Source organism: Bradyrhizobium sp. USDA 3364 (assembly GCF_054056355.1).
In genome coordinates this window covers 5,301,805-5,319,566 of sequence record NZ_JBSRYG010000002.1, presented here as the reverse complement: position 1 = coordinate 5,319,566, position 17,762 = coordinate 5,301,805, and the positions used below count along the sequence as shown (strand labels likewise).

The window sequence follows — 17,762 nt, the reverse complement described above, 5'->3', positions numbered from 1 at the left end:
CCTGACTATGTATCGACACGTCGCGATTTCATCGGCCGGGCCCGCGAACGACCCGGCCATTTTCTTGCTTTCGTTGCAACGTTCGGCGCGCCTGGCCGGTCAGCTTGCCGATGGCGGGCGAGTGTGATCCAACTTATTCGAAGAATGGTCGAGCTCGGCGCACAAGTTGGGCGGGGCAGCGGTTTGTCGTGCGCCGGCAACCGGCAGTGACAGGAACAGGATCGGCGTGCTGACCCGATGACAGTCAATCGCAAGAGCCGCGCCGCGAGGCAGACCCGCAAGGGCGTCTTGCGCTTCGCGCCGAACTTCACCGCCTATGTCATTCCTCCCAATGTGGTCTGTCTCTATTCGGAGAATCGCAAGTTCTTCCTGCACGGCGAACTGTATTGTGCGGTCGCCGCTGCGATCGGAAAAAATGGAAAGGCTGCGCCAGAGATCGTTCGCCAGCTTTCAAAGAGTTTTCCCGCCGACAAGATCGAGGAAGCGATCAGGCGGCTGTTGGAGCGCCAATACGTCGTTGGTGGAGCATCGCACGCGTTCGCAGGCGCCGTTGATGGATATTGGGCGAGCCTTGGCCTGCCGCCCGAGGTGGCGGAACAGAATCTCCGCAATTGTCCCGTGCGGGTGGAATCGATCGATGTCAAAGGCGCCAGAGAACTGAGCACGGCCTTGAGCAAGCTTGGCGTTCAGATCGCCAAGCGGTCGCCGAGGCTCATCATCACGCTGGTGAACGACTATCTCGATCGAGGGCTCGCCGAGCTGAACGGGGTGCGCGTCGCCGATGGGACGCCGTGGCTCCTGGTGCAGCCGTCCGGCGTGATTCCGCTGGTGGGACCTGTGTTCAAGCCGGGCGAGAGCGCCTGCTGGACCTGCCTGTTCGATCGCATGATACGCAATCGGGAGATCAAGGGATTTCTCGACCGCGGACCGGCGCAAGCGGTCGCCGTATCGCCCCTGGTCCACGACACCGTTGGACAGACCGCAGTTCACTTCGCCGCCTTGGAGATCACGAAGGCGATTGCCTCGGGTTTTCGCACCGACCTGCGCGATCACATTGCAAGCTTCGACCTGACTGGTGCCGTCATCGCCAAGCACTATGTCGCGAAACGCCCGCAATGTCCGACTTGCGGCAGCAAGAAGCTGCAGAGCGCGCGCCGGGCCGCAACCCCGATCGAGCTTGCCGAGGGCAGAAAGCTCATAGCCACCAGCGGCGGATACCGCACCGTGACGTCGCGAACCACCGTCGCGCGGTTCCGCAAACACGTCAGTCCGCTGACCGGCGTCGTTTCGCGGCTCGAGCGGATCGAGGCCGATCTGCCGATGAATACGAATTTTTTCGCCTACCACAATTTCTCCGCGCCGGCCTGGAACGTTGATCAGCTCAGATCCGGACTGAGCGGCGGCAGCTTCGGCAAGGGTTCCACAGCCGAGCAGGGCGAGGCCAGCGCGCTGATGGAGGCGATCGAGCGCTATTCGGGCATTTTCCAGGGTGACGAGATCAGGACGAACCGCCGCTTTGCCGATTTCGCTCCCGGTGACGCTCTTCTTCCCAACGACGTCCAGCTTTTCAGCGACACGCAGTTTCAGAACAGGCATGCCCCGCAGCCGGACGATTCACACCCGGTCCCCGAGCCGTTCGATCCCTCGACAAAAACCGAGTGGTCGCCGGTCTGGTCGTTACGCGACAAGCGCTTCAAATATCTTCCGACCGGCCTGCTTTATTTTTTCTATGGCGGCTTCCACACGGATTCCAACGGATGCGCGGCCGGCAACACCCGTGAGGAAGCCATCGTTCAAGGCTTCCTCGAACTGGTCGAACGCGATGCCTACGCCATCTGGTGGTACAATCGGCTGCAGCGCGCCGAGGTCGACCTCACGCAATTCGACGATTCCTATGTGCGCGATCTGCAAGCCCAGCTTGCCGATGCGGGGCGCAGGCTTTGGGTGCTGGACATCACCAGCGATCTCGGCATTCCCTCCTACGTGGCGATCACGCACTGGATGCAGAACGGGCACGAAAATATCGAGTTCGGCTCCGGCTCGCATTTCGATCGCCGCATAGCCCTGCTGCGTTCCCTCACGGAGCTGACCCAGTTCATGTCGATTGGCATGATGGGCGGCGGAAGCGGCGAGAAGCCGACGCTCGACGGCGTTACGTCGCTGCGACTTGACGATTATCCCTTCCTGATCCCCAGCGACAATCCGATCGTCCCGCCGGCACCGGGCCTCAAGGTTCACGACAATACGAGCGACCAGGTCAATGCCTGCATCGAGATTGCCACCGGTGCCGGACATGATTTCCTCGTGCTCGACCAGACGCGGCCCGACGTCGAAGTCCCCGTCGTCCGGGTGCTCGTTCCGGGCTTGCGGCATTTCTATCGCCGCTTCGCGCCCGGCCGGCTTTACGATGTTCCGGTGAAGCTTGGATTATTGGACCGCCCACGACTGGAAAGCGAACTCACTCCGTTCCTCCCACACACCTGAAGGTTGGCCTCCGTGCGCGTGTTCCGGAAAAAGCCGACCAGGAAGATCGCAACAGTCATCGCCGCCCGATTGAACGGTCGGTTTTCCCTTCACATGCAGGCGGACGGAAGCATCGCCGCTGCCCTCGGCCACTATACGGTCAACCTAGGACAATTCAGCACGGCGGCGATCGACCGTGCGGGACATCTCGCCTCCGGCCTGCCGCTCGCCTCCTTTGCCGGCAAAAGCGCCCTCGCGAGGCAGGTTCATGCCCTGGTGCTGCGACTGGCGCGGCACGGGCTTCTCGAATATCGCCTCGCCTCTCCGCGCGAAGAGCAGGACCTGGTGGTCATCGAGCCGCAGGTCGCCGAATACTGGCCGCAACCTGCAAAGCTGGGGAACGGTGATATCATCGTGTTGTCGCGCTTCGCCTATCTGCGCCGGCGCGGCAACGAGATGGTACTGGAATCGCCGCGCGCCGGGGCACTGTTCCGGATTTGCGACCCGGCCATCGCTGCCACCCTCGCGGCGCTGTCGCAGCCCCGGAAGATCAGCAAGCTTCGCCGCCACGCGACCTCCTTGAACCTCGATCTGCTCGGATTGCTGCTCGACAGCCAGATGCTGATCAAGCTCAATGCGAAAGACGGCGACGGCCTTCGGGTGAATGAGGGCGACGGCAATCTCGTTCTCTGGGATTTCCACGATCTGATGTTTCACACGCGGAGCACGGAGGGCCGGCATACCGATCCAGTTGGCGGCGCGTTCACCCATGCGGGCGTCGTTCCACCGCTGCCTGCGATACGTCCGCGTTGGCCAGGCGAGAAGATCGCCCTCGCCAAGCTCTCCACGCCGGAGCCGATCTCGCCCTTCGCGAAGCTGTTGCGTGAACGCCATTCGATACGGGATTTCGACGACCAGCACCCGGTCACGCTCGCCGAACTCGCACAGTTTCTCGACACCACCGCCCGCGTGCTGTCGGAATGGAAGAACGGCGCGAATTTTGACGGTGGTCCTGAAGTCACCTACAGCGCAAGACCTTATCCGTCGGCGGGCAGCGCTTACGAACTGGAATTGTACCTGGCGGTCTCGAACTGCGCGGGGCTTGCGCGCGGATTTTACCACTACGATGCGGGTGGTCACGCACTGGTCGCGATCGGCGCTTCCGCCCAGCAGCTCCAGGCGCTCTCGACGGCGGCCGAGTTTGCCATGGACGCGCCCGGCCCGCCGCAGGTCCTGATCACGATCGCCGCGCGGTTTGGGCGGGTGTCCTGGAAATACAGCTCAATCGCATATTCGCTGATCCTGAAGGATGTCGGCATCATGATCCAGACATTCTATCTGGCGGCGACCGATATGGGCCTTGGCGGCTGCGCCATCGGCACGACCAACATCGATCTGTTTGCGAAAATCACCGGGCTCGAATTTCATGTCGAGAGTGCGGTCGGTCAATTTGCACTCGGACGCGGCAAGACACCGCTGGCCGCAAGCTAGAGGGCCAGCCCAGTCGGTCCATACGGATCGCGTAGCCAAGAACGTTACGAGCACGACCACGCAGGCGGTCGGAGAGAATTTCCACGCGGCTGCTGGCGGCGCTACGGTAATATCCTCGCGCTCAACGCTCACCCCTATCCTGAGGAGCGCGGAACGCGCGTCTCGAAGGATGAGGCCACAGTCAAGGCCTCATGGTTCGAGACGCCGCTGCGCGGCTCCTCACCATGAGGGTCTGATATCAGCGCGTGCCCCTCACTACTTCGCAGGCTTGCGCTCGATCGGGTGGATGTCGATCGCGCGCAGGCGGCCGAGGCGGAGCACGTCCATCGACAGCGTGCGGTCGATCCGGCTGTGATCGAGCGCGCGGATCAGGTCGTCGACGCCGTTGATCTCGATGCCGTCGAGCCGGATCACGACGTCGCCCGGCAACAGGCTCGCCCGCGCAGCCGGACTGTCCGGCTCGATCTGCATCAGCAATGCACCCATCTTGTTCTCGACGCCGGCGAGCACCGCATGCCGCCGCGGCACCGGCGCGGTCTGGCCGGCCACGCCGATATAGGCGCGGCGGACATAGCCGTGGCGGATGATCTCCGACAGCACGAACTGCGCGGTGTTGCTGGCGACCGCAAAACAGATGCCCTGCGCGCCGTTGATGATCGCGGTGTTGATCCCGATCACCTCGCCCTTCGACGACACCAGCGGCCCGCCGGAATTGCCGGGGTTGAGCGCGGCATCGGTCTGGATCACGTCCTCGATGGTCCGCCCGCTGACCGAGCGGATCGAGCGCCCGAGCGCCGACACCACGCCGGCGGTGACCGTCGATTCGAAGCCGAGCGGATTGCCGATCGCGACCACGAGCTGGCCGCGCCGCAGCGTCTTGGAGTTGCCGAGCGAGGCGTAAGGCAGATCGCGCGCGCCATCGGCGCGCAGCAGCGCGAGATCGGTGTCGGGATCGACGCCGAGCACATGCGCGTCGGTGACGAAGCCCTCGGTGTCGCGCAGCCGGATCTCCTTCGACGATCCGACCACATGGCTGTTGGTCAAGACGAACCCGTCGGGCGAGATCACGATGCCCGAGCCGAGCCCGCCACGCTCGCGCGCATTGCGGACCTTCGGCCCGGTCTCGACGCGGACCACGGCGGGGCCGACGCGGTCGGTGACGTCGATCACGGCATTGGAATAGGCATCCAGCAGAGCCCGGTCGTCGACTTGGCCATCGACCGGGGCATCGACTTGGGCAGCATCATCCGTTCGCGGTGACGGCGTGTCACCGGCGGTATCTGAGGTAAAATCCAGCATGGCGAGAGTCCTTTGGTCTCCTCAGATGGTGACCGGCTCCCGCCGCCGCAAGTGGTTACGCCTGGCCCCTGCCCGGCTGGCTAGGTCGCCCGCCGCAACGTTCCGCCGCGCGCTTTGACCGGATCGAGCAGCGACCAGTCGCCGGCCGGCAGCACGTGGCCCTTCGGGAATGGCGCGCGCAGCTCGAGCCCGAGCGAGCGCAGCACGCGATCGTCGCGGTAGTAGCATTGCAGCACCACGCGGACGAGCGTGGCCGCAGCAGCGCCGCCGCGGGCGCGAAACTCCTGCGCCACCGCATCGCGCCTGGCCTCGTCGAGCTCGGGCAGCGGTTGGCCTGCAAGATCAGCCAGATGATCCAGCGCCTGCGCGACCAGCGCGGTGTCGCGGCCGAGCGTTGCCAGCATGTCGGCCTGGATCGCCGCATCGTCCGCACCCGGCACCTTGTATTCGTCACTGGCGGGAACGATCATCGCGGCGACGATGCGGAGATCGGCGCGCTGGGCTGTGGTCAGTTCTTTTACATCGGACATGTCGGTCTCTGGCGCTCTCAGTCGAACAGATTGGCGAGGCGCTGCTTCATCTGGTCGGCGATGTAGAGCGCGAGGGCCTGGATGGTGGAGGTCGGGTTCACGCCGCCCGAGGTGACGAAGATGCTGCCGTCGACGATGAACAGGTTCTTCACGTCGTGCGAGCGGCCCCATTCGTTGACCACGGAGCGCGCGGGATCGGTGCCCATCCGCGCGGTGCCGAGCAGATGCCAGCCGCCCCACGGGATCGGATCGTTGATGCAGATGTCGGTGGCGCCGGCGGCCTCCAGAACCTCCCGGCCGCGCGCCAGCCCATGGTCCATCATCTTCCGGCTGTTGGCTGAGATCGTGTAGTCGATCTTCGGCGCGGGAATGCCGTGGCCGTCCTTCAGGACCGGATCGAGCGTGACGCGGTTGTGCTCCTCCGGCAGATCCTCGCAGATTGCCGATACCGCCAGGCGATGACCGTTGAGCTTGCGGAACACGCGGTGATGCTCCTTGCCCCAGGGCAGCATGCCCTTCTGCTCGCTCGCGACCGCCTCGAACACCGGGCCGGCGCCGCGGCCGAACTGGATGCCGTAGCCGCGGACGAAGCCGCGCGACAGATCCGTGTCGTAGAACTCCTTGCTCCACAGGCAGGTCGGCGGCGCGCGGTTGCTGTCGGTCGGCTCCTTCACGAAGCCGTAGATCTGCGCATAGGGATGGAACATCAAATTCTTGCCGACCAGGCCGGACGAATTGGCGAGGCCGTTCGGGAATTTTCCGGACACCGAATTGAGCAGCAGCCGCGGCGTGCCGACGCCGTTGCAGGCGATGATGACGACCTCGGCCGGCTGGAACTGCTCGACGCCGTCCTTGTCGTAATAGACGACGCCGGACGCCATGCCCTGCTCATTGGTCAGGATCTCGCGCACCCGGCAATGGGTCTTGAGCTCGACGCCGGCGCGGATCGCGTGCGGCCAATAGGTGATGTCGGTCGAGGCCTTGGCGCCCTGCGCGCAGGCCGGCGTGCAGTGGCCGAGATTGATGCAGCGCGCCCTGCCCTCATAGTCCATCGTCGCGACCGTGGTGTCCGACGGCCACCAGTGCCAGCCGAGCTTGTTCAGGGCATTGCCGAGCAGCGGGCCTGACAGCCCGAGCGGCTGCGGCGGCATCGGCGGATGCGACAGCGGCGACAGCGGATCGCCCGACAGGCCCGAGACGCCCATCATGCGATCGTTCTCCTCGAAGAACGGCGTCAGCGCGTCGTAATCGATCGGCCAGTCGTCGGCGACGCCGTCGAGCGTCTTCACCTTGAAGTCCGAGGGATGCAGCCGCGGCCAGTGCGCGGTGTACATCACGGTCGAGCCGCCGACGGCGTTGAAGTTGACCACCTTGATCGGCGAATTGTCGTCATTGATCGGGTAATCCTCGGGCCGGCGTCGCACATTGGGGCTCGACGACCACTCGCCGTAGAACTTCGCCTCCCAATCGCGCCCGGTGCTCGGATATTCGGCAGGATTCATCCAGCCGCCCTGATCGAGGCAGAGGATGTGCATCTTGGTGTCGGCCAGGCTCCAGGCAACCGCGGCGCCGGAGGCGCCGGCGCCGATGATCAGGACGTCAACGGGATCGTTCTTCATTCTTGTTCCTTGGAGTCTCTATTTCCGTCATTGCGAGCGAAGCGAAGCAATCCATTCTGTCCCCACCCGGCGAGATGGATTGCTTCGTCGCTTCGCTCCTCGCAATGACGGGGTGATGCGGCCTAATTGACGATTCTCACCGGCAAGCTTCGTATACCGCGGATGAAATTGGAATAGAGCCTTTGCGGCGGACCCATGATCTCAAAACGCAGATCACGCGCCAGAACCTCTTCCCAGAGGATGCGCAATTGCTGCTCGGCGAGGCGGTCGCCGACGCAGCGGTGGATGCCGGCCCCGAACGCCAGGTGCTGACGCGGCTTGGCGCGATCGATGATGAATTCGTCGGGGCGCTCGATCTTGTCCTCGTCGCGGTTGCCGGAGATGTACCACATCACGACCTTGTCGCCCTTCTTGATATGGCGCCCGGCGAGCTCGATATCGTTGCGCGCGGTGCGGCGCATGTGCAGCACCGGCGTGTGGTAGCGGATGGTCTCGGACACCAGGTTCGGGATCAGCTCCGGCCGCCCGCGCACCAGCTCGAACTGCTCGGGATTCTCGCACAGCGCCATCAGCCCGGCGGACATCGAATTGCGCGTGGTGTCGTTGCCGCCGACGATCAGGAGCCCGATCGTGCCGATGAACTCGCGCGGCTCCAGATTCCGCGTCGCGTCCGAATGTGCCAGCATCGAGATCAGGTCGAAGGTCCGCGGCGCGTCGACCCGCGCGTCCCATAGCTTGCGGAAATATTCTCCCATCCTGACCAGTTCGGCGGTGCGTTCGGCCTCGGAATGCACCACCGCGTCTGATGACTCGACGTTGGCGATCGCGACATCCGACCACCAGGTCAGCTTGGCGCGGTCCTCCGAAGGGAAATCGAACAGCGTCGCCAGCATCATGTTGGTGAGGTCGACCGAGACCCGCTCGGCCCAGTCGAAAGTCTCGTTGCGCGGCAGCGCATCGAGCACGGTCGAGGTGCGCTTACGGATCAAGGCATCGAAATTGGCGAGGTTCGACGGCGCCACGATCGGCGCCACCGTGCGGCGCTGCGCGGTATGGCCGGGCGGGTCCATGCGGATGAAGCTCGGTCGCTCCTGCCCCTTCGGCTGGTCAGCGACCTGGATACCGCCGAGCTCGGAGGCTGACGAATAGTTCTGGTGATCGAGCTCGACCGCAAAGATGTCGTCGTAGCGCGTCACCGACCAGTACGGGCCATAGGCCGATGCCTCGCAATAATGCACGGGATCGTCGCGACGGAGCTGCGCGAACAGCGGACGCCAGATATCGTCCTGATAAAGCCGGGGATTGCTGACGTCCGTTGACGTCGGCCTGCGCCGCGCCTCTCCCATCGCTTCACTCCCACAGGTTCCGTCGCCGCTTGGCGGGCGATCGTTGGGTCAAGCCGACGATAGAGGGAATCCCGCGGCCGAGTAAAGCCACGGGGCGGACAGTCCGCCGTGCGGAATGCGCGCAGCCGGGCTACCCGGCAAATCCCGATAGCTGCTCCGCTCTTCGATGTTTGTCGGCGGCAACGGGACCGGCTAGCCTTGCGGCAATAAACCGATCAGGGAGCAACGACAGGTGGCCGCATCGCGCCAGGACCATGCCCCGTCGCAGACGGCTGCGCTGGACTACGACGTCATCATCATCGGCGCCGGCCTGTCCGGCATGTACCAGCTCTACCGGCTGCGCGAGTTGGGCCTATCAGCGCGCGTGTTCGAGGCCGGTACCGGCGTCGGCGGCACCTGGTACTGGAACCGGTATCCCGGCGCGCGCTTTGATTCCGAAAGCTATTCCTACGGCTACTCGTTTTCCAAGGAGCTGCTCGAGGAATGGGAATGGTCGGAGCATTTCGCCGGCCAGCCCGAGACCCTGCGCTACTGCAACTATGTCGCCGACAAGTTCGATCTGCGCCGCGACATCCAGTTCGAGAGCCGCGTCACGTCAGCGATCTACCAGGACGAGACACGGAGCTGGCAGATCACGCTCGAGAGCGGCGCGCAGCATACGTGCCGCTTCCTGATCACCGCGATCGGCCCGCTGTCGACCCCAACCCTGCCGCGCGTCGAGGGCCTCGACGATTTCAGGGGTCAATCGTTTCACACCGCTCGCTGGCCGAAAGAGAAAGTGGATTTCACCGGCAAGCGCGTCGCCGTGATCGGCACCGGCGCCACCGGCATCCAGACCATCCAGACCATCGCCGGCGAGGTCGGCCACCTCACCGTGTTCCAGCGCACAGCCAACTGGGCGGCGCCGCTGCACAACGGCAAGATCGACTCCGAAACCCAGGCCAAGATCAAGGCCGGCTATCCCGAGATTTTCGCGCGCTGCAAGGAGACCTTCGCCTGCTTCGTGCATACGCCCGATCCGCGCGGCGCGTTCGAGGTGAGCAACGAAGAGCGCGAGGCGTTCTACGAGAAGCTCTATGGCGAGCGCGGCTTCGGCATCTGGCAGGGCAATTTTAGGGACATCCTGATCGACCGCGCGGCGAATGCCACGATCAGCGATTTCGTCGCGCGCAAGATCCGCGCGCGCGTCAAGGACCAGGCGGTGGCCGAGAAGCTGATCCCGAAGAACCACGGCTTTGGCACCCGGCGGTTGCCGCTCGAGACCTTCTATTACGAGGTCTACAACCGCGACAATGTCGAGCTGGTCGACATCAAGGATAAGCCGATCGAGCGGATCACGCCCGAGGGCATCCGCACCAGCGATAAGGACCACGCCTTCGACATCATCATCTACGCCACCGGCTTCGATGCCATCACCGGCAGCTTCGACAAGATCGATATCTGTGGCGCCGGTGGCGCGCGGCTGAAGGAGAAGTGGACGCACGGCCCGGAGACCTATCTCGGGTTGATGGTCGACGGCTTCCCCAACATGATGATGCTGATGGGCCCGCACACCGCGCTCGGCAACATCCCGCGCAGCATCGAATACAGCGTCGACTGGGTCACCGGCCTGCTCCGCTTCGCGCAGGAAAAAGGCCTGACCTTCCTCGACGCTACGCCCGAAGGCACCGCCGGCTGGACCGATCACGTCAAGACGCTCGGCGTCGGCCTGCTCTCCAACGAGGTCGATTCCTGGATGACCGGCATCAACCGCAACGTCGAGGGCAAGCAGACCCGCATCGTCGCCCGCTACAGCGGCAGCGCGCCGGCATATCGTGAGAGATGCGACGCGGTGGCGGCGAAGGGGTATGTGGAGTTGCGGTTGGGCTGACTGTGTCAGTGACGCGAGGCACTCGCCCCATTCACCGCCGTCGTCCCGGCGAAAGCCGGGACCCATACGCCGCGGCGGAAGTTGATGATGGGATCGGTCGTTCCAGCATCGCGCAACAAGCGGCATTTGTGGTTATGGGTCCCGGCCTTCGCCGGGACGACACCGAGCTTGTTGCGCGAGTTATATACCCTACGCAGCCCTACCACGCGTCAATACACGGCCGCTTGCGGTGTGTCCGCGGCTCTACCTTCGGCACCGAGCGGAGACCGGCCATGATCCAGTGCCTGGTGTCGGCGGGATCGATCACCTCGTCGATCTCCAGCACCGAGGCAATCGAGACGGCCTTGCCGTTGGCGTAGAGCTCGGCGACCTTGGTCTGGAAATACTTCTCGCGCTCGACGGGGTCCTCGATCGCTTCCATCTCCTTGCGGAAGCCGAGCCGGACATAGCCCTCCAGGCCCATGCCGCCGAATTCGCCGGTCGGCCACGCCACCGTGAAGAACGAGGCATGGAAGCCGCCGCCGATCATCGATTGCGCGCCGAGGCCGTAACCCTTGCGCAGCACGACGCCGAACAACGGCACCGTGATGCTGGCGCCGGTGACGAACATCCGCGCGACGTGGCGCACGATCGCGGTCTTCTCGGCCTCGGGGCCGACCATGAAGCCCGGCGTATCGCACAGCGAGACGATCGGGATGTCGAACGCGTCGCACAGCTGCATGAAGCGCGCAGCCTTGTCGCCGGCCGCAGCATCGATCGCGCCGCCGAGATGTTTTGGATTGTTGGCGATCAGGCCGAACGGCTTGCCTTCGATGCGGATGAAGGCGGTGATCATGCCGACGCCGAAATCCCTGCGGATCTCCAGCACCGAGCCTTCGTCAGCGATCAGGTCGATCACATTGCGGATGTCATAGACCCGAAGGCGATTCTCCGGGATCGCGCGGCGCAGCAGCCGCTGGTCCGGCGCCTTCCAGTCCGCAACCGCGCCCTGGAAATAGGACAAATATTTCTGCGCGACCGTCGTCGCCTCAGCCTCGTCCTCGACCAGGATGTCGATCACGCCGTTGGGCGACTGGAACGAGACAGGGCCGACCTCGGCCGGATGATAAACGCCGAGCCCGCCGCCCTCGATCATCGCCGGACCGCCCATGCCGATCGAGGCATTTTTAGTCGCGATGATGACGTCGCAGACGCCGAGCATCGCGGCGTTGCCGGCGAAGCAATAGCCGGAGACCACGCCGACCACCGGCACGAGACCGGAGAGCTTTGCGAACTGCACGAAGGACGGCCCGTCGAGGCCGGTCATGCCGAGCCGGTCGGTATCGCCGGGTCGGCCGCCGCCACCCTCGGCATAGAACACCAGCGGAAGCCGCCACTGCTCGGTCAGCGAGAGCATGCGGTCGATCTTCTTGTGGTTCATGTGGCCTTGGGTGCCGGCGAGCACGGTGTAGTCGTAGGAGATCACCATGCAGCGCGCGCCGTCGGGGCCGAAGTCTTTCGCGTTGACGGTGGCGACGCCGGCGATGAGACCGTCGGCCGGCGTGTTCTTGATCAGGTCCTCGACCTTGCGGCGGCGGCGTTGCGCGGCGATCGCGAGCGAGCCGTATTCGACGAACGAACCCTCATCGACAAGCTGCGCAATGTTCTCGCGCGCAGTGCGCTGGTTGGTCTTGCGGCGCCGCTCGACCGAGGCCGGGCGGTTCTCATCCAGCGTGATCGCCCTGCGCGCGATCAGCTCGGCGAGATCAGGGCGGATGTGATTGAGATCGATCGCGGCCTCTTCCGCCGCGGTATGGCCGTCGACCTCGGCGGGCTCCAGGAACAGGATCGGCTCGCCATGCATCAGGGTGACGCCGATGCCGCCCGCGATCCTGGTCACCCGGCCGCCGTGTGGTGCGGTGACGAGATGCTCCATCTTCATCGATTCCAGCACCGCGATCTGCTGGCCGGGACGGACCAGATCGCCCTCCGCGACCTCGATCGCCACGATCGTGCCCTGCAACGGCGCCGGCACCGGGAGCGAGCCTTCGGGGGCTGCTTCGGCGGTGACGGGTTTGGTCGTGGCCGTCTCGTTCACCTCGACCAGCGGCGCGGCGAGATCCTTGGCGGCGCCGACCAGCGCCGCGACATGGCTGTCGATGAAGCCAGTGCTGATCTTGTTCCGGCTAAAACTCTGATGCGCCAGGATCGCGCCGAGGAACGGGATGTTGGTGGCGACGCCGCCGATCCGGAATTCGCGCAAGGTGCGCGACGCCTTGTGCACCACATCGGTCCACTTCGAACTCGGCGAATGCACGATGACCTTTGCCAGCAGCGAGTCGAAGGCGGCGCTGGTCCGGTAGCCGGAATAGCCGAACGTATCGACGCGGACGCCGGGGCCGGACGGCAGGTCGAACACACTGAGCGTGCCGCCGGTCGGCTTGGTCATCCCCCTCTCGTCCATCACCTCCATGTTGACGCGGAGCTGCATCGCATAGCCGCGCGGCAGCGGCACCGCGGCCTGTGCGAGGCCAAGCGAAGCCAGCGTGGCGCCGGCGGCGACCGCGAGCTGCGATCGCACGAGATCGATGCCAAGCACCGCCTCGGTGACGGTATGCTCGACCTGAAGCCGCGGATTGGCCTCGATGAAGGCAAACGCGCCCTCGCCCTCGCCGGCCTCGTCATCGACCAGGAATTCGAACGTGCCGAGATTGTCATAGCGCGCGGCGGTCGCGAGCTGCTTGGCCGCCTCGATGATGCGCGCACGCAAGCTCTCACTGAGCGATGGGCTCGGCGCCACCTCGATGAGCTTCTGGTTGCGGCGCTGGATGGTGCATTCGCGCTCCCAGAGATGGCTGATCGCGCCGTGGCGGTCGCCGATGATCTGCACCTCGATATGGCGCGCCTTGCGGATCAGGCGCTCGACATAGACCGCATCGCTGCCGAACGCCGCCTTGGCCTCGGACTGGCAGCGCGCATAGGCCTCATCGAGTTTCGCCGCCTCCTCCACCACGCGCATGCCGCGGCCACCGCCGCCGGCAATCGCCTTGATCATCACGGCGGCATTGGCGCCGAGCGAGGCGAAGAAGGCCTTTGCCTCGTCGAGCGAGGTCGCGCCCGAAGTGCCGGCGATGATCGGCACGCCGCATTTTTTCGCCAGCGCCTTGGCCTTGGCCTTGTCGCCGAACAGATCGAGCGCCTCCGGCGACGGCCCGACGAATGTGATCTTCTCCTCGGCGCAGCGCCGCGCGAGCCCGGTGTTCTCGCTGAGGAAGCCATAGCCCGGGTGCAGCGCGTCGCAGCCCGCTTCCTTGGCCGCCGCGATCACCCCCTCGATGTCGAGATACGCCCGCGCGCCGCGACCGGGGACCTCGCGCGCCTCGTCGGCCGAGCGGACATGGAGCGAAGCGGCATCATCGGCCGGATAGATCGCGACCGTGGCAAGGCCGCTTTCGCTGGCGGCACGGGCAATGCGGATCGCGATCTCACCGCGGTTGGCAATCAGCAATTTCTTGAAGGACATGATGGTTCCGTGAGTTGCTTACCTCGCCCCGCTTGCGGGGAGAGGTGAAAGGACGCGCGCGGCCATGGGACGTGATCATGCTCTAACGATCCTTCATGGTCGGATCGAGCACAACACGCAAGGATTCCCCCAGCGCGTTGAACGCCAGGGAGACGACGAGAATGGCAAGGCCCGGCGCGTACATCTGCTCGGGGGCGATTTCCATATATTGATAGGCGCGCGCCAGCATGGCGCCCCAGCTCGGGTCCGGCGGCTGGATCCCGAGGCCGAGGAACGACAGGCTGGCTTCGGCCAGCAGCGCCGCGGCGAGCAGCAAGGTCACCTGCACGATGACCGGCTGCAGCGTGTTCGGCAGCACGTGGCGCCACAGCACATGCCAGGTCGGCGCGCCAAAGCCTCTGGACGCATCGACATAGAGCTCCTGCCGCACGATCAGGGTGCGGGCGCGGACGATGCGCGCCAGCGCCGGAAACATCGTGATGCCGACCGCGATCATGCCGTTGGTGAGCCCGATGCCGAGCGCGCCGGTGACCGCGATCGCCAGCACGATGGCCGGGAACGACAGGAAGGTGTCGATGATGCGGCTGATGATGTCGTCGATCCAGCCGCCGAAATAGCCGGCGACAAGGCCGACCGGGAGCCCGATCAGGACCGCGACGCCGACCGCGAGCAGGCTGGCGTACACAGTCGCCGGCGCGCCGTAGATCAGGCGCGAGAAGATGTCGCGGCCGAGATCGTCGGTGCCGAGCAGATGCAGCGGCCCCGGCGGCGCCAGCATGTTGTTGACGTCCTGCGCCGTCGGCGCATAGGGCGCGATCCAGGGTGCGCCGATGGCGACGACAACGAGCACCACGAGCACCAGGATCGACAGCGCCGCGCGCAGATCGCCGGCGAGCCAGCGCGCGAACCGCCGCAGCCGGGTCGGCCGGGCCGGTGCCTTGAGGGATGCGAGCGCCGTGTCGGTCATTGCTCGATCCTCGGATCGACCGCCGCACACAACAAATCGGTGATCAGGTTCACCGCGATCACGACCACCACCATGGTGAAGACGACGCCCTGCACGATCGGGAAATCGCGCTGGATCGCGCCGCGCACGATCAGGCTGCCGAGGCCGGGAATGGCGAACACCGCCTCGATCACGACGGTCGCCGCCAGCATGCGGTTGACCAGCAGGCTGATGATCGTGAGCAGGTTGACGCTGACATTCTTCAGCCCGTGCTGCCAAAGGATGCGGGACAGCGAGAGGCCCTTGGCATGCAGCGTGCGGACATATTGCGACGACAGCACCTCCAGCAGCGCGCCGCGCAGCTGGCGCGCGACCTCGGCCATGCCATAGGCCGCGATCGCAATGGCAGGCAGCAGCGCGTGCCGGATCGCATCGATCGGCGAGGCGCTGAAGGATTTCGCGCCGGTCGCCGGCAGCCAGTTCAGCTTCAGCGAGAATTCCGCAACCAAAATCATCGCGAGCCAGAAGCCGGGGACCGCGACGCCGAGCGAGGCGATCATGCTGATCAGCTTGTCGACCCAGCCGTTCGGCTTGATCGCGGCCATCACGCCCATCGGGATTCCGGTGACGAGCGCCAGCACCAGCGCGATCACGACGATCAGCAGCGTGTTCGGGAAGGCGCGGCCGATTGAATCAGCGACCTTCTCGCCGGTCAGAAGCGATTGCGAGAGATCGCCCTGCGCGACATGACCGAGCCAGGCGCCATATTGCACCAGGAACGGCCGGTCGAGGCCGTAGATCTGCCTGATCTCGGTGATCCGCGCATCGGTGGCGTTGTCGCCGGCAAGCGTGACCGCGATGTCGCCGGGCACCAGCTTGAGCAGCGCGAACACCATGAAGGTCGCGAGCAGGATCACCGGCAGCGCCTGCACCAGGCGGCTGCCGATGACCTTGACCGGTGACCGTCGCGCCATCGCTAAAGCACGATGAGATTATGATGGAACATCATCGTGCTTTAACTCCTTTTTTGAGCATGATCGTTTTCGGAAAACCGCTTTGCACTTTTCCGGATCATGCTAGCTCTCGATCCAGACGTCGTCGTATTTCGGCTTGCCGAGCAGGTTCGGCCGATAGCCCTGTACCTTCTTGTTCATGGCGACCAGTTCGAACTGGAACGCCAGCGGCACCACGAAGGCGTTTTCCATCACCAGCTTCTGCACGGTGGAGAAGGCCTTGCGCCGGACCTCGATATCTTCAGACGCGCGCGACGCCTTGATTGCAGCTTCAAGCTCCGGTGGCACCGGTGCGCGGCCGCCATTGTAATAGGCGTCCTTGGTGAACATCAGCGAATAGGTCAGGCTCGGGTCGGGCCGCCCGGTCCATGCGGCGAGCAGGCCGGAGCCCTTCTTCTCCGGACCGAAGAACGACGCCGAGGCTTCCGCGATCGGCGCATTGACGAAGCGCACATTCATGCCGGCCTTGCGGAACTGCTCGATCAGAATCTCTTCGCGCTGCACCGAATCCTGGTCGGAATAGCCGCCGATCTCGATCTGGGTGCCCTCCTTGAAGCCGGCTTCCGCAAGCAGCTTGCGGGCTCTGTCGGGATCATAAGGATAGAGCTTGGCGACCTCGGCGTCATAGGCCCAGTGCGACTTCGGCAGGTTCATGTAGGCCGGCTCGGCGAGCCCCGCGAGCGCGGCCTTGACGAAGGACTCGCGATCGATCGCGAAGTTAAGCGCCTGGCGGACCTTGACGTTGTCGAACGGCGGCTTCGCCCAGTTCAGGAATATCTGGAACACATAGAGCGTCGGGCCATGCACGACCTTCACGCTCGGGGCGCGCTCGATGATCATCTTCTGCCGCGGCGGCAATTGATAGATCAGGTCGTTCTGCCCGGCAGTGACCGAGCGGGCGCCGGTGGTGAGTTCGGGAATGATCGAGAACTCGATGCCGTCGGGATAGGGCCGGTTCGGCTTCCAGTATTTCTCGTTGCGCTTGACCACGATCTTCTCGCCGTCGGCCCAGCTCACGAAGGCGTAAGCGCCGGCGCCGACCGGCTTGCGGGTGACGGCGCCGCCCTCGGCGGCCTTGAGCGCGGTCGGCGACACCATCATGCCGGCGCGGTCGGAGAGGATGCCGGGCAGCGCGGTATCCGGCGTCTTCAGCTTCAACGTGACCTGCTGCGGACCGGTGACCTCGACCGAGTCAACCGACAGCAGGTCGGCCTTGATGTTCGACTTCGCATCGCCACGGTTGCGATCGAGATTGAACCTGACGGCCTCGGCATCGAGCGGCGTGCCATCATGGAAAGTGACGCCGGCGCGGAGGTTGAGCACCAGCGTGGTCGGATCGTTGAACTTCCAGCTCTCGGCGAGGCCCGGCTTCGGCTTCAGCGTCTCGAAGTCCCACTCGGTCAGGGTGTCGTACATCGTGAACAGGAAGGCGTGATCGGAGCCGGCACCGCCGGTCGCCGGATCGAGGCTCGACGGATTGGCCGGCGCGGAGATGCGCAAGGTGCCGCCCTTCTTCGGCGTGCCTTCCGCGAACGCGCGGCCGCCGAGCGTAGTGCCGGCCAGCGCAGCCGAGATCAACGCCAAGGCCTCGCGTCGTGTCGTCATCGTCATGGCGTGAATCTCCAGTTTGGTTTGGAGCATGATCTTGTCGGAAAACCGCTTCACACTTTTCCGGATCATGCT

Annotated in this window: 11 protein-coding genes; 3 read left to right on the top strand and 8 right to left on the bottom strand. The window is 64.8% G+C overall.

What is annotated here, in order from left to right:
• Window positions 1-237 precede the first annotated feature (237 nt).
• Together ACVILL_RS25120 and ACVILL_RS25115 are read left to right on the top strand one after the other, a co-directional pair.
• On the top strand, window positions 238-2,484 hold the full coding sequence (locus ACVILL_RS25120; RefSeq protein WP_456731482.1) for a TOMM precursor leader peptide-binding protein: 2,247 nt from the start codon (window positions 238-240) through the stop codon (window positions 2,482-2,484).
• Between the two features lie 93 nt (window positions 2,485-2,577).
• Complete coding sequence (locus tag ACVILL_RS25115) at window positions 2,578-3,954, top strand: SagB/ThcOx family dehydrogenase (RefSeq protein WP_456734357.1); 1,377 nt, start codon at window positions 2,578-2,580, stop codon at window positions 3,952-3,954.
• 255 nt (window positions 3,955-4,209) lie between these two features.
• On the opposite strand, the gene ACVILL_RS25110 is transcribed toward ACVILL_RS25115, so the two are convergent.
• The 4 genes from ACVILL_RS25110 to ACVILL_RS25095 all read right to left on the bottom strand — a co-directional run bounded on the left by ACVILL_RS25110 (window position 4,210) and on the right by ACVILL_RS25095 (window position 8,748).
• Complete coding sequence (locus tag ACVILL_RS25110; protein ID WP_456731481.1) at window positions 4,210-5,253, bottom strand: S1C family serine protease; 1,044 nt, start codon at window positions 5,251-5,253, stop codon at window positions 4,210-4,212.
• A gap of 80 nt (window positions 5,254-5,333) precedes the next feature.
• The gene (locus ACVILL_RS25105; RefSeq protein ID WP_456731480.1) at window positions 5,334-5,783 is read right to left on the bottom strand and encodes a hypothetical protein; all 450 of its coding nucleotides are present in this window, start codon (window positions 5,781-5,783) and stop codon (window positions 5,334-5,336) included.
• A 17-nt stretch (window positions 5,784-5,800) separates the two neighbouring features.
• Window positions 5,801-7,402, bottom strand: coding sequence for a GMC family oxidoreductase (locus ACVILL_RS25100; protein ID WP_456731479.1), 1,602 nt, complete (start codon window positions 7,400-7,402; stop codon window positions 5,801-5,803).
• Window positions 7,403-7,524: 122 nt separating this feature from the next.
• Window positions 7,525-8,748, bottom strand: coding sequence for a cytochrome P450 (locus ACVILL_RS25095; protein ID WP_456731478.1), 1,224 nt, complete (start codon window positions 8,746-8,748; stop codon window positions 7,525-7,527).
• A gap of 232 nt (window positions 8,749-8,980) precedes the next feature.
• On the opposite strand from ACVILL_RS25095, the gene ACVILL_RS25090 reads away from it, so the two are divergent.
• Window positions 8,981-10,618: a flavin-containing monooxygenase gene (locus ACVILL_RS25090; RefSeq protein WP_456731477.1), complete on the top strand. Its 1,638-nt coding sequence runs from the start codon at window positions 8,981-8,983 to the stop codon at window positions 10,616-10,618.
• Window positions 10,619-10,817: 199 nt separating this feature from the next.
• Here the strand turns inward: ACVILL_RS25090 and ACVILL_RS25085 are convergent, their stop codons facing one another.
• The 4 genes from ACVILL_RS25085 to ACVILL_RS25070 form a co-directional block, all read right to left on the bottom strand.
• Complete coding sequence (locus ACVILL_RS25085; RefSeq protein WP_456731476.1) at window positions 10,818-14,120, bottom strand: carboxyl transferase domain-containing protein; 3,303 nt, start codon at window positions 14,118-14,120, stop codon at window positions 10,818-10,820.
• An 82-nt stretch (window positions 14,121-14,202) separates the two neighbouring features.
• On the bottom strand, window positions 14,203-15,087 hold the full coding sequence (locus tag ACVILL_RS25080) for an ABC transporter permease (RefSeq protein ID WP_456731475.1): 885 nt from the start codon (window positions 15,085-15,087) through the stop codon (window positions 14,203-14,205).
• Entirely contained in the window at window positions 15,084-16,040 is a 957-nt protein-coding gene (locus ACVILL_RS25075; RefSeq protein WP_456731474.1) for an ABC transporter permease, read from the bottom strand. The genes ACVILL_RS25080 and ACVILL_RS25075 overlap by 4 nt, the downstream gene beginning before the upstream one ends.
• Before the next feature lie 102 nt (window positions 16,041-16,142).
• Window positions 16,143-17,759: an ABC transporter substrate-binding protein gene (locus ACVILL_RS25070; RefSeq protein WP_456731473.1), complete on the bottom strand. Its 1,617-nt coding sequence runs from the start codon at window positions 17,757-17,759 to the stop codon at window positions 16,143-16,145.
• Between the last annotated feature and the right edge of the window lie 3 nt (window positions 17,760-17,762).

What these genes read in the sequence shown, in the direction of transcription:
- ACVILL_RS25120 (WP_456731482.1), top strand. Translation starts at nt 238, where the DNA reads ATGACAGTCAATCGCAAGAGCCGCGCCGCGAGGCAGACCCGCAAGGGC.
- ACVILL_RS25115 (WP_456734357.1), top strand. Translation starts at nt 2,578, where the DNA reads ATGCAGGCGGACGGAAGCATCGCCGCTGCCCTCGGCCACTATACGGTC.
- ACVILL_RS25110 (WP_456731481.1), bottom strand. Translation starts at nt 5,253, where the DNA reads ATGCTGGATTTTACCTCAGATACCGCCGGTGACACGCCGTCACCGCGA.
- ACVILL_RS25105 (WP_456731480.1), bottom strand. Translation starts at nt 5,783, where the DNA reads ATGTCCGATGTAAAAGAACTGACCACAGCCCAGCGCGCCGATCTCCGC.
- ACVILL_RS25100 (WP_456731479.1), bottom strand. Translation starts at nt 7,402, where the DNA reads ATGAAGAACGATCCCGTTGACGTCCTGATCATCGGCGCCGGCGCCTCC.
- ACVILL_RS25095 (WP_456731478.1), bottom strand. Translation starts at nt 8,748, where the DNA reads ATGGGAGAGGCGCGGCGCAGGCCGACGTCAACGGACGTCAGCAATCCC.
- ACVILL_RS25085 (WP_456731476.1), bottom strand. Translation starts at nt 14,120, where the DNA reads ATGTCCTTCAAGAAATTGCTGATTGCCAACCGCGGTGAGATCGCGATC.
- ACVILL_RS25080 (WP_456731475.1), bottom strand. Translation starts at nt 15,087, where the DNA reads ATGACCGACACGGCGCTCGCATCCCTCAAGGCACCGGCCCGGCCGACC.
- ACVILL_RS25075 (WP_456731474.1), bottom strand. Translation starts at nt 16,040, where the DNA reads ATGGCGCGACGGTCACCGGTCAAGGTCATCGGCAGCCGCCTGGTGCAG.
- ACVILL_RS25070 (WP_456731473.1), bottom strand. Translation starts at nt 17,759, where the DNA reads ATGATCCGGAAAAGTGTGAAGCGGTTTTCCGACAAGATCATGCTCCAA.